The 12,035-nt window shown below is 41.4% G+C and carries 10 protein-coding genes and 1 tRNA gene; 5 read left to right on the top strand and 6 right to left on the bottom strand.

Going from position 1 to position 12,035, the window contains the following annotated elements:
• Position 1 precedes the first annotated feature (1 nt).
• On the top strand, positions 2 to 1,495 hold the full coding sequence (locus CTER_RS06025) for a UxaA family hydrolase (RefSeq protein ID WP_004624433.1): 1,494 nt from the start codon (positions 2 to 4) through the stop codon (positions 1,493 to 1,495).
• A 379-nt stretch (positions 1,496 to 1,874) separates the two neighbouring features.
• On the opposite strand, the gene uxaC is transcribed toward CTER_RS06025, so the two are convergent.
• Positions 1,875 to 3,281, bottom strand: coding sequence for a glucuronate isomerase (gene uxaC, locus CTER_RS06020; RefSeq protein WP_004624373.1), 1,407 nt, complete (start codon positions 3,279 to 3,281; stop codon positions 1,875 to 1,877).
• A gap of 221 nt (positions 3,282 to 3,502) precedes the next feature.
• On the opposite strand from uxaC, the gene CTER_RS06015 reads away from it, so the two are divergent.
• A complete protein-coding gene (locus CTER_RS06015; protein WP_004624392.1) occupies positions 3,503 to 4,372 on the top strand; it encodes an AraC family transcriptional regulator in 870 nt (289 codons plus the stop codon).
• Here CTER_RS06015 and CTER_RS26790 read toward each other — a convergent pair.
• Positions 4,329 to 4,901, bottom strand: a complete 573-nt coding sequence (locus CTER_RS26790; RefSeq protein WP_004624386.1) for a GNAT family N-acetyltransferase — start codon at positions 4,899 to 4,901, stop codon at positions 4,329 to 4,331. The two genes, CTER_RS06015 and CTER_RS26790, sit on opposite strands and share 44 nt — an antisense overlap.
• 127 nt (positions 4,902 to 5,028) lie before the next feature.
• Here CTER_RS26790 and CTER_RS06005 point away from each other — a divergent pair, with 127 nt between their 5' ends.
• Entirely contained in the window at positions 5,029 to 5,691 is a 663-nt protein-coding gene (locus CTER_RS06005; RefSeq protein ID WP_004624337.1) for a CBO0543 family protein, read from the top strand.
• 36 nt (positions 5,692 to 5,727) lie between these two features.
• Here CTER_RS06005 and CTER_RS06000 read toward each other — a convergent pair whose 3' ends face one another.
• The 4 genes from CTER_RS06000 to CTER_RS05985 form a co-directional block, all read right to left on the bottom strand.
• The gene (locus CTER_RS06000; RefSeq protein WP_004624412.1) at positions 5,728 to 6,042 is read right to left on the bottom strand and encodes a type II toxin-antitoxin system RelE/ParE family toxin; all 315 of its coding nucleotides are present in this window, start codon (positions 6,040 to 6,042) and stop codon (positions 5,728 to 5,730) included.
• On the bottom strand, positions 6,035 to 6,301 hold the full coding sequence (locus CTER_RS05995; protein WP_004624406.1) for a type II toxin-antitoxin system Phd/YefM family antitoxin: 267 nt from the start codon (positions 6,299 to 6,301) through the stop codon (positions 6,035 to 6,037). The genes CTER_RS06000 and CTER_RS05995 overlap by 8 nt, the downstream gene beginning before the upstream one ends.
• 156 nt (positions 6,302 to 6,457) lie before the next feature.
• Positions 6,458 to 6,534: transfer RNA gene (locus tag CTER_RS05990), tRNA-Arg, on the bottom strand.
• 152 nt (positions 6,535 to 6,686) lie between these two features.
• Positions 6,687 to 7,589 carry an ArsR/SmtB family transcription factor gene (locus tag CTER_RS05985; protein WP_004624318.1) on the bottom strand — a complete coding sequence of 301 codons (903 nt, stop codon included), beginning with the start codon at positions 7,587 to 7,589 and terminating at the stop codon, positions 6,687 to 6,689.
• 259 nt (positions 7,590 to 7,848) lie between these two features.
• Between CTER_RS05985 and arfA the strand changes: the two genes are divergently transcribed.
• A complete protein-coding gene (arfA, locus tag CTER_RS05980; protein WP_004624399.1) occupies positions 7,849 to 9,357 on the top strand; it encodes an arabinosylfuranosidase ArfA in 1,509 nt (502 codons plus the stop codon).
• A 330-nt stretch (positions 9,358 to 9,687) separates the two neighbouring features.
• Entirely contained in the window at positions 9,688 to 12,018 is a 2,331-nt protein-coding gene (locus tag CTER_RS05975) for a beta-galactosidase (RefSeq protein ID WP_004624336.1), read from the top strand.
• The last annotated feature ends 17 nt before the right edge of the window (positions 12,019 to 12,035 follow it).

Raw genomic sequence — 12,035 nt, 5'->3', positions numbered from 1 at the left:
AATGAGCCAGTTAAATGCTTTAAAAATTCATACAAAGGATAATGTAGCCGTTTTGCTGCAGGATGTTGAAAAGGGCGGAACTGTTGAGCTTGACGGGCTGGTAATATTGGCGGCCCAGGCTGTTCCGGCCGGGCATAAGATAGCTGTAGCCGACATTCCCGAGGGAGAAAACGTAATAAAGTATGGTTATCCCATAGGTCATGCAACCATGCCCATACAGGCAGGACAGCATGTCCACACCCATAATCTGACCACCAATCTGGGAGAGCTTCTGGAGTATTCCTATATGCCGGAGCTTTCAAGTACCGGCGCCGGCACAGCGGCTGAAAGCTTTTGGGGCTATGAAAGACAGGACGGCAAGGTCGGCATCAGAAATGAGATATGGATCGTAAATACAGTGGGCTGTGTAAATAAAACCTCTGATATGCTTGCCGCAAAGGCAAATGACATGTATAAGGGAATTGTTGACGGAGTGTATGCATTTCCCCATCCCTACGGCTGTTCACAAATGGGTGAGGATCAGGAAAATACACAGAAAATCCTTGCCGGTATGGTGAGACACCCCAACGCAGGGGGAGTACTGGTGCTGGGTCTGGGCTGTGAAAATAACAATGTGGATGTGTTTAAGAAGGTATTGGACCAGTATGACAGCAACAGGGTGAAGTTCCTTGTAACCCAGGAAGCCGGGGACGAAATCGAGGAGGGCTTGAAACTGATTGAAGAACTGGCCCAATATGCCGGCAGCTTCAGAAGGACTCTGCAGCCTGTGTCAAAGCTGACAGTCGGCTTAAAATGCGGAGGTTCCGATGCATTTTCAGGAATAACCGCAAATCCGCTTGTGGGAATGTTTTCCGACAAGCTTCTGAGCCAGGGAGGTACTACCATACTGACAGAAGTACCTGAAATGTTTGGTGCCGAAACCTTGCTTATGAACAGGTGTGTCAATGAAAGTGTTTTTAACGGCACAGTCAGTCTTATAAACGATTTTAAGGAATATTACATCAAGCACGACCAGGTTATCTACGATAACCCGTCCCCCGGCAATAAAAAGGGAGGAATAACCACCCTTGAGGAAAAATCACTGGGCTGTACCCAAAAGGGCGGCACTGCAAATGTAACCAGTGTACTGAATTACGGGGACCAGGTCAGAGAGCCGGGCTTGAACCTGCTCCAGGGTCCGGGCAACGATATTGTTGCAGTAACTACCCTGATGGCGGCAGGAGCGCAAATAATACTGTTTACTACCGGAAGAGGAACTCCTCTGGGGGCTCCGGTGCCCACCGTCAAAATATCCACAAATACTGCACTTTCAGAAAAAAAGAAGAACTGGATCGATTTTGACGCCGGAAGGATACTCAACGGCAGCTCAATGGCTGAAGTGACCGCAGAGCTTTTCCAATATATAATCAGGCTTGCGTCAGGTGAAATAAGTACCAGGAATGAAGAAAACGGATATAGGGAGATTGCCATATTTAAAAACGGGGTGACCTTGTAACAGCAAGTTTATTTGCAAGCTGGATAGATAAGTAGGTATATTTCAGTACTTCCACGCAAAACAAAACAATGTGTCGCACCCAAAAAATATTAGGGGAAGCCATCCAAACGGCTTCCCCTAATATTTTTTTTAACCATGCGTCCACATTGTTTTGTTTTACGCTCACGTACTGAAATATACCTAAAATATACCTGAGTAATAGCTTACAAATAAACTGGTTGGTACTGAGGTATAGCTGATTGCCAGGGTGGTGCTTATACCATGCGTCCACATTGTTTTGTTTTACGCTCGCGTACTGAAATATACCTTATGTAATAGCTTACAAATAAACTGGCTGGTACTGCGGTATAGCTAACTGTAGGAAGGTGCTTCTGCTGCATCAGGCCTCTATTCCGAAATAGCTGGCGGCATTGTTATAGCTGATATCCCTGACCATTTGTCCCAAAAGTGCCATATCATTGGGAATCTCGCCTTTTTCAACCCAATTGCCGAGTATGTTGCAGAGGATTCTTCTGAAGTACTCATGCCTTGTGTAGGATAAAAAGCTTCTGGAATCTGTGAGCATACCGACAAATCTGCTGAGTAAACCCAGGTTGGCCAGCGCTATCATCTGTTTTTCCATCCCGTCCTTCTGATCATTGAACCACCAGGCTGAGCCATACTGCATCTTTCCGGGGATTTTGCCGCTCTGGAAGCAGCCCGTTATTGTTCCGAGAATTTCGTTCTCCCTTGGATTCAAGTGGTATAAAATTGTTTTAGGAAGCTCATCGGTCTGATCCAATGTATCCAGCAATGCTGACAGAGATGAGGCAAAGCTCCAGTCTCCAATGGAATCAAAACCTGTATCCGGGCCCAACTCCTTCATCAATCTTGTATTGTTGTTACGCAGAACTCCCATATGAAGCTGCATTACCCAGTCAAGTCTTGCGTACTGCTTTCCAAGGAAAACAAGTACCTGGGTTTTATATACTTCAATTTCACTCTGTGTCAATGCTTTGCCTGACAATGCTTTTTGCAGGATTATGGAGGCTTCTTCCTCAGTACCTTTCCGGAATACCAGGGGATCCAGACCGTGGTCTGATATTCTGCAGCCGGCCTGATGGAAAAATTCCAGCCTTGATACAAAGGCAGCTTTTAAATCCTGGAAACTTGCTATTTTGGAACCTGTTACTTTTTCCAGCTTTAGAAGCCAGGGAATAAAACCTTCCTTATCGATATTGATACCCTTATCAGGACGGAAGGCGGGGAGCACTTTAATATCAAATGTTTTATCTTCGGCAATTGCCTTATGATATTCAAGTGAGTCAACAGGATCATCAGTGGTACAAACAACTTTAACATTAGAACGTTTTATCAGATTTCTTGCAGTAAATCCGTCCTGCTGAAGCATGGCATTGCAGCGCTCCCAAATACTTTCGGCAGTTGCGGGAGATAGAAGTTCATTTATCCCGAAGTAACGTCTTAATTCCAAATGGGTCCAGTGGTAAAGCGGATTGCCGATGCAGTTGGGCATTGTTTCGGCCCACTTCAGAAACTTCTCCTTATCATCTCCGTCCCCGGTTACATACTTTTCTTCCACCCCATTGCTTCTTATGGCTCTCCATTTGTAATGATCGCCCCCAAGCCAAAGCTCGGTAATATTACGGTATTTCTTATTCTCTGCTATTTCTTTGGGACTTAAGTGGCAGTGATAATCAAAAATGGGCATTCCTTCAGCATATTCGTGATATAGTTTAACGGCTGTTGGATTGTCCAATAAAAAGTCTTCATTCATAAATTCTTTCATGTCGGGCCCCCTTATAAATTTACTGTGAATTTGCCGATCCGGTAAAACTTGAATTCTTCAGTAATTCAGTTCATAATACAATTATAATACTTCCGATTTGCCATAAACATATCATATATTGCTGGTTTTGATGCAAAAGTTGCTCTATAACCTGAGCTGCTTTGTTAAGCCCTTTTATGGCAGGGTCTGTCAGCATTAATTAAATTAAATGGGGGATTAGAATGGAACATAAGTTTACGCCGAGACAGTACATGGTTAAAAATGACTTTGAGTTCTTTCATACCAAAGAGGAGCTGCCTCCGAATATAGAGTATCATAATCATGACTTCTATGAAATTTTCTTCTACATTTCGGGAAAAGTGACATACGTCATTGAGGGTAAATCTTATAAACTGAAGCCCGGGGATATAATTCTGATCAACAACAGGGAACTGCACAGAACAATCATTGAGAGCGGTGAGGACTACGAAAGGATAGTCATATGGATCAAGCCGGACTATATAATAAATCTGAATACTGACAGCACCGATCTGACCATGTGTTTTGAGTCCTCTGCAAAGAAAAAGTATAATCTGCTGAGACCGGACACCGAGACTTTGGCGTATCTTAAAACAATTGTTCAAAAACTTGAAAAAGCCTATTATAACAGCGGATTTGGCAGTGAGGTTCTAAAATATGCATATGTAAATGAGCTTGTAGTGTATCTGAACAAGGCATATTTGTACACCAAGGACGAAGAAATAGAAGTGGATATAGAATATAACCAGAAAATCAGCAATATCATAAAATACATTAACGCAAACCTGGACAGCCAATTATCCCTTGAAAATATTTCTGCCCAATTTTACATCAGCAAATATCATTTATTAAGGGAGTTCAAGAAATATACCGGGTTTACCATCCATAGATTTATCCAGAAAAAAAGACTCATAATGGCAAGAATGCTGCTGAAGGAGAACGTTAAGGTAAGTGAAGTCAGTCTGGTATGCGGGTTTGGCGATTATTCAAATTTTATCAGAACTTTTAAAAGGGAATATGGAATATCACCTAAGGTTTTTGCCAGGGAAATAATTCAGGGGAGGGATATTTAATAAGCCAATCCCTTTTTTCCAGAAGAAATAATGAACCGGTAAAATCAATAGGGGTTCCGTCAGGAGTTTTTCTAAAGGAGGCAATTCCCTCATGAGTCTTTTTAAAACCAAGTTTGTTCAACAAATTGTATGAAGGGTAATTCTTGTTGGCAGTACCGCTTGTAATCCTTTCCAGCCCCAATACCGAAAAAGCATAGCCAATAACTGCCGTACAGGCCTCTGTGGCATATCCCTTGCGCTGGAAGGGAGAATAAATGCAAAATCCCATGTCCGTTTCGCCAGGAGCGGTACCATTCAGAGAAACAAAGCCGATAATCCTGCGGTTGACTGTTTCATAAACGGCCAGATAATTGCTGCCGTCTGCAAACCACCTGATAATTTCCTGTATTTCCTGCTCTGATGTGGGAAATTGGTAGTCATAAATTGCAAACTCAGATGCTTCCTTATCAACTATTATGTCCTGCAGAGCTTTCCAATCCTCGGCAAAAAAATTCCGTATGATCAGCCGCCCGGTTTGTATGCTTACCATTTCTACAACCTCCTGGACAAACCTGTCTCAATATGGGAAGTTCAGTTCCGTGCTTTTCAGCTAATAATATAATTTTGGAATTTAAAAGTCAATAATCATAAAGGAGTTTGAAGAGGTCATTTGTATTATGGAATATTCTCAGTATTTCAAACAAATAATATGTGTAGGACTAAAAGACGACGGAAATAAAGGAATGGAAATGAATATAGGGTGGAATATTGAAACTTATATAACCATAGCAGCCTTAATAATAACCCTGATACTGCTGTACTTATTAATAAAAATCGATTGGAAAAGTTATGGTCTTTTATTTTTAATAAGCTCCGCAGTGGGTGTAATATTATGTTATATTTTTATCGGCCTCAATTTATATGAATTTCCTTATAGACTTTTCCCCGCAATATCAAAAATACCTTTTACGGTTATTTTAACTGTATTTCCCTTCTATGTTTTACTTGGAGTCCGCTACAGTCCCGCAGAATGGCACAGGAAGATATTTTTTTACTGGGTTATGGTCCATATCGGTATGCTTGGTGAGGTCCTTGCCGAAAGCCGGACCCAGCTGATCAAATACATGTCGGGATGGGATGTCTGGGATTCCTATACCTGGTGGTGGATATACCTGCTGGTTTTTGAGTGGGTAGGAGGGCTTATTATCCCGCCCGACAAAAGAAAGCCCCTGACAAAAGATGCATTAAGCTTTGGTAAGATTGGATGGTTTATAATGCATTTCATCCTGATCGTCACTATTTTCCTGGCAGGTGTATATACGGGAATGGCGCTGAAATAAGGGCACTTGAACAGTTCCCGGAAGCAAACCTAAAGATCATATTAAATTCAGCCAGTCTCTTCTGCTATAAAGTATCCTGATAATGATCACTGTTCTTAGTTGTTCTGAAACCACATAAAACACAATGTAGTTATCTATCAACAACTTACGGATACCACGTTTGGATAGTTTCTCATCAGTTACCAATGAATTTCTTAGAGGCAGTTCCTCCAAAGTTAATATTGCATCTCCAATTTTTTCAACTACCTTATTAGCTATGGCTGGCTCTAAAAGTTCTCTTGAAATATAATGGCCTATTTCACGCAAATCATTTTCTGCCGGTTCAGTAATATCAATATGATAATTATTCATTGTTCAACTCTTCCTGTATGTCTGCCAATACTGTACGAAAGGGCCTTACTTTTTTTTCAGCCATAGCGTCCATACCTTCATCGAGCAATTTATATAATTCAAATTTGCCTACGAGACGCTCATAGGTTTCGATGCTCATTACTGCCAAATCTCCTTGCCCATTTTTTGTAATATAGACAGGTTCACCGTACTGGTGGCAGAATTGCGATATTTCGTTGTAATTGTTCCTCAAGTCGGAACTTGGTCTTATAGATGGCATGTGTTCCACCTCCTGTTTTCCATATCAATATTATATCATAATATTGATATGTATTCTATACCAATATAAACTAATAATTTGACCTTTTGCCTCTGGGGGCAAATAAAAAATTAAAGCCGGCAAGCTTTAAAAGCTTACCGGCTTTAATCAAACATTTGGCGCGCCCGGCAGAGATCGAATCCACAACCTTTTGGTCCGTAGCCAAACGCTCTATCCAATTGAGCTACGGGCGCACATATGGCACACATATATTAACGGTGCACATAATATATTAATACATATTGATTAAAAAAGCAACAGTTTGTTTTATTTACCATGTAAATTTTAATTACGAAAAACTTATGAAATACTTATTTAAAAGCCTTTAATTGCTGAGAAAATAATTTTACTTGAAGAACAGCTTAAAAATAATATCCCTGCTGTAATTGCCGAAACCCTTTCCAAACAGGGTTACACCGCCTGCATTTACCGCATCGGGGAGAACAGCTATTTTAAAGGACCAGTATTTCTGACGGATATCCAGAGAGGAGAGAGAGACATCAGAAACCTGTATTCCATCAATATAAGTTCCTTCCTGGGTTATCCTTATTGCCTTATAAAGTCCGTATTGCCCCACGTTAAGGCTCCACCATTCAGGGGTGAACTTTCCGCGGCTGTATCCAAAGTCACCCGGGCTGGTCCAGTGGCCGAGCTTTTGTTCATTAAGGAAGAAAGTTATATCGGAGGGCCAGTTGTTATTTACACCCGGTGCCTCAGAACCGAGTTCCATTGATATCTCCAGCTCTTCAGGCTGTTGAGCCGATAGGAGAAAATTCGGGACCTTGTATTCGACATATCCTTCGGTAAACCACAATATACCGGCATTGACTCTTTCAGGATCCCAAAAGTACCTGGGGTCGTCAAACTGTCCGATAACCTTTTCGGGAGTGGCAATTCCGCAGGTTGGGGTTACGCTGAAGTCCGAGTAATGCCCGATGGGCATGGAAAATTCGTGAAAATTGCGGGCCTTTGACTGCTTGCTTGGAAAAATTATTTCTATTGTATCAATGTCCAGGTAACAGAGCTTCTGTACCGACCCATTGACGCTTTTGCGCTCACAGCGGATAATTTCAGCCTTTTCAAGTTTTTTGACATGCATTGTTACAATAGCACTGCTCAGCTCCAATTGCTGGGCCAGTTGTTTTATGTTTAATGGATTTTGAGCCAGCAGGTTAATTATTTTGATTCGCACATCACTGCTTAGAGCTTCATAAACCGGCAGCCATTTCTCAGAGATATCTGTTTTCATTAAAGCTTAATCCTCCAATGCAAGAATTAATACAAGTATAAATTACCTTCTGCCTTTTGTAAATACTGATATTAAATATACATAGAATATACATGGTTATTTTTATTTTTGAAATTTGCAGTATACCGGGTGCGGGGTGAATTGTACCGGCTTTTTTGGGTTTGCTATTGACATGGTAAAGATACAGAGATATCATATAGTTATTAATATTGTGGTTATTTAATTAATAAATTTATTAATCTGACGGGGAGGATTTAATATGAGTAAGGCTAAGATGATACTGAATAAGGATTATGTAATCGGTGAGGTTGACAAAAGAATTTACGGCTCCTTTATAGAACATCTGGGAAGAGCTGTTTACGGAGGGATATATGAACCCGGACATCCCACCGCAGATAAATACGGTTTCCGTCAGGATGTGGCAGCAATGATAAAAGAGCTGCAGGTACCTATTGTAAGATATCCAGGAGGAAACTTTGTATCCGGCTACAACTGGGAAGACGGAGTAGGTCCGGTTGACAAAAGGCCAAAACGTACCGAACTTGCCTGGATGACAACAGAGACCAATGAAGTGGGAACAAATGAATTCTTTACCTGGGCGAAAGAAGCAGGTACTGAAGTAATGATGGCTGTAAACCTTGGAACAAGAGGAGCCGACGCGGCAAGGAACCTGCTGGAATACTGCAATCATCCCGGCGGAACATACTGGAGCGACCTCAGAAAAGCGCACGGATACGCTCAACCTCACAATATAAAAACCTGGTGCCTTGGAAATGAAATGGACGGCCCCTGGCAGATATGTGCAAAAACTGCTGACGAATACGGCAGATTGGCTTGTGAGACGGCCAAGGTCATGAAGTGGGTCGATCCCACCATTGAATTGGTTGCCTGCGGAAGTTCAAACAGTGCAATGCCAACATTTGCACAATGGGAAGCCACCGTACTGGAGCATACATATGAACATGTTGACTATGTCTCTCTTCATACGTATTACGGCAACCGGGACAATGACACGGCTAACTTCCTTGCCAGATCCATGGATATGGATGCATTTATCAAGTCGGTAATATCAACCTGTGATTATGTAAAGGCCAAGAAGCGCAGCAAGAAAAAGATCAACCTCTCCTTTGATGAATGGAATGTCTGGTTCCACTCAAATGAAGCCGACAAAAAGGTTGAAAGATGGTCGGTCGCTCCTCACCAGCTGGAAGACGAGTATAATTTCGAGGACGCGTTGCTGGTGGGAAGCATGCTGATAACTCTGCTTAAGAACGCAGACAGAGTAAAAATGGCATGCCTTGCACAGCTTGTTAACGTTATTGCCCCAATTATGACGGAAAACAACGGGGCTGCATGGAAACAGACTATATACTATCCATACCTTCATGCATCGGTATTCGGAAGAGGAACCGTATTGAACCCGGCAGTAAAATCACCGCTTCACGATACAAAGGATTTTACAGACGTTCCATATATTGATGCTGCAGCTGTTATCGGTGATGATAAAAATGAAATAACCGTATTTGCCGTTAACAGGAATATGGAGGAGAATATCACCCTGGATATTGAACTCAATGGATTTGGACAATTTGAGGTGATTGAACATATTGTACTCGAACATAGTGATGTAAAAGCAGTTAATACAAAATCAAATCCAAATAACGTCGTTCCTAATACAAATGGAAATGCAGCAATTGAAGATGGAAATGTGAAGACCGATCTCAAAAAGCTTTCCTGGAATGTTATAAGACTCAGGAAGGTTAAATAGACCAAAACACCATTGCCTGTCTTAATAGTAAATGACTTATAAGAAAAATTGAATTCCTGAATATGTATGACTGTAAAAGGCTGCTGCTGATAGAAATTATCAGGAGCGGCTTTTTTTGCATATGGGAATATAACTTTTTATTGAAAGTCCAGGCACTTTTAATTCTGAGTGGGGAGTAACGCACTAGAAAATTCCAGCTGGATGAAAGTCAGTAATATTTCGAAGATTTTAGTAATTATACCGTATTTATTATCATATGAAAAAAAGATATAAATTTAGCTATAGGAGTCTTGAACTGAAAATCTTTATAAAAAATCAAGGAGACAGATAATGCGAGAACACATTATTGATATAAGAAATGACACCAAGCCTATATTTTCCCAACATATCAAACTTGGAGGGACAGGTCCGAAGGGACAAAAAATCGGTTTTAACAATTACTATATGGAGCTTGACGGAAAACCCTTTTTCGGGGTTATGGGTGAAATACATTTTTCGCGTTTACCGGCGGCAGATTGGGAAGACCGGATAATAAAAATGAAAATGTGCGGAATTAATATTGTTGCCACATATATTTTCTGGATATTTCACGAAGAAGAAAAAGGTATATTTGAGTGGAGCGGGGATAAAGACATTAAAAGATTTCTGGAACTCTGCAAAAAGTATGAGATGTTTGTTGTTTTAAGAACAGGCCCTTTCGGACATGGAGAAGTCAGAAACGGAGCTCTGCCCGACTGGTTGTACGGCGGCCCCTTTGAGGTGCGTTCAAATGACCCGGGTTATTTGTTTTATGTAAAAAGATTATACGGTGAGATAGGCAAACAGGCAGCAGGCCTTATGTATAAGGATGGAGGCCCTGTAATAGGCGTACAGCTGGAAAATGAATATATGCACTCGGCAGCCGCCTGGGAATTTTCAGTGGGCATCAGCAATGAGTGGATTCCTGCGGGAAGGGATGGGGACTTACATATTCTCAAACTGAAGGAACTTGCTATTGAAGCAGGTATTGATGCACCTATATATACATGCACCGGCTGGGGTGAAGCCTCCGCTCCTGAAGGGGAGGTTCTGGCGCTTTGGGGAGGATATGCCTACAGGCCATGGTTGTTTTTTGATGATATAAAAGAACATCCCGCCACAGAAGAATATATTTTTCAGGATTATCACAACAATAATTTTCCAAGCATGAACTATGAACCAAAGTATGATCCCGAAGAATATCCCTATGCCTGCTGTGAAATGGGAGGCGGTATGCAGGCGGCATACGGCTATAGATTTACAGTACCCCCCGAAAGCGTTGACGCAATGGCCATAATAAAAATAGCCGGCGGCTGCAATATGATAGGATACTATATGTTCTGCGGAGGTACAAATCCGGATGCAAAAGGCGGCATCTATCTAAACGAACACATTTGGCCAAAGAAATCCTATGATTACCAGGCCCCGGTAGGTGAATTCGGCCTGACAGGGGAATCCTACAAAAGACTGAAACGAATTCATTATTTCCTGAATTCATATGAAAAACTGCTGTGTCCCATGAAGACGATACTTCCGCAGGGGGCGGACGATATAACTCCTCAGGATAACGAAATGCTGAGATATGCCGTCCGCACAGGTAATGGTTCAGGTTTTCTGTTTATGAACAACTTTCAGGATCATTGGGAGATGAAAGACCATAAAGATATATCGGTAGGACTCCGGCTTAAGGATGAAATACTAAGAATACCCGAAAACGGCGGCCTTAAGCTTGCTGCAGGGACCAGCTGTATACTGCCCTTTAACCTTGATCTGGGAGGTATAACTTTAAAGTATTCTACTGCACAGATGATAACCGGAATTCAGACCGGGCAGGAGAAGGTATGTTTTTTCTTTGAACCCCAGGGTATGGAGGCAGAGTATTGTTTTGATACCGCCAATATTTCCGGATTCTCAAAAACAGAAAAGCAAACTGAAATAAAAGATGAAAGACTTGTTATAAAGGCACATGAGGATCGGAACAGGACATTCAGTATTATAGGAGCTGACGGGAATAAGCTGACAGTGGTTACGTTAAACCATGAACAAAGCCTGGATTTCTGGAAAGTCAATCTAAACGGAAGTGAAAGAGTGATTATTTCCAACGCCGCATTAATATGTGACGGTAAAACTCTAAAATTGGACTGGACCGGTAACAGGAAGATTAGCATTGATGTATTTCCGGCTTTTGATAAGGATATCCCGGTAACCGGACTGGAGTTGAAAGCGACCAGGCAAAAGGGTATCTTTACATCATACGAGATAGAGAATAAACATAAAGAAATTTCCATAAGTGTAAAAAATATAAGCAGTAACAGGGCCTCCCTCAGTTTGACAAAAGGTAGTTTTGAAGGTTTAAAGAATATAATGCTGAATATTGATTATTCCGGGGATATCGGGTATGCATTCATTAACGGGAAGCTCATACATGATAATTTTTGTAATAACAACCCCTGGAATATTGGCTTGAAGGAATTTCAAAAAGAGCTTATGGAGTATGAAATTGATATATACATTTCTCCCTTAAAAACCGGATGCCGTATAAGCAGTGATTCACCAATGGCAGCCAGATCCGAAGTATATGATGAAGCTGTTGCAGAAATCTTGAGTATTAAGGCACAACCGGTATTTGAGGTGACATTTTAAACAACTGGAAGCAGATT

The sequence above is a fragment of the Ruminiclostridium cellobioparum subsp. termitidis CT1112 genome (genome assembly GCF_000350485.1).
In the GTDB taxonomy this organism is placed as follows: Bacteria; Bacillota; Clostridia; order Acetivibrionales; family DSM-1351; genus Ruminiclostridium; species Ruminiclostridium termitidis.
The sequence above is the reverse complement of the archived record's forward strand: the minus strand, read 5'-3'. Positions and strand labels throughout refer to the sequence as shown.

Bases quoted from the DNA above. Each gene is read 5' to 3' on its own strand.
- CTER_RS06000 (WP_004624412.1), bottom strand. From the start codon at position 6,042: ATGAATAATTATCATATTGATATTACTGAACCGGCAGAAAATGATTTG.
- CTER_RS05985 (WP_004624318.1), bottom strand. From the start codon at position 7,589: ATGAAAACAGATATCTCTGAGAAATGGCTGCCGGTTTATGAAGCTCTA.
- uxaC (WP_004624373.1), bottom strand. From the start codon at position 3,281: ATGAAAGAATTTATGAATGAAGACTTTTTATTGGACAATCCAACAGCC.
- CTER_RS06005 (WP_004624337.1), top strand. From the start codon at position 5,029: ATGGAATATTCTCAGTATTTCAAACAAATAATATGTGTAGGACTAAAA.
- CTER_RS05995 (WP_004624406.1), bottom strand. From the start codon at position 6,301: ATGCCATCTATAAGACCAAGTTCCGACTTGAGGAACAATTACAACGAA.
- CTER_RS06015 (WP_004624392.1), top strand. From the start codon at position 3,503: ATGGAACATAAGTTTACGCCGAGACAGTACATGGTTAAAAATGACTTT.
- CTER_RS06025 (WP_004624433.1), top strand. From the start codon at position 2: ATGAGCCAGTTAAATGCTTTAAAAATTCATACAAAGGATAATGTAGCC.
- arfA (WP_004624399.1), top strand. From the start codon at position 7,849: ATGAGTAAGGCTAAGATGATACTGAATAAGGATTATGTAATCGGTGAG.
- CTER_RS26790 (WP_004624386.1), bottom strand. From the start codon at position 4,901: ATGGTAAGCATACAAACCGGGCGGCTGATCATACGGAATTTTTTTGCC.
- CTER_RS05975 (WP_004624336.1), top strand. From the start codon at position 9,688: ATGCGAGAACACATTATTGATATAAGAAATGACACCAAGCCTATATTT.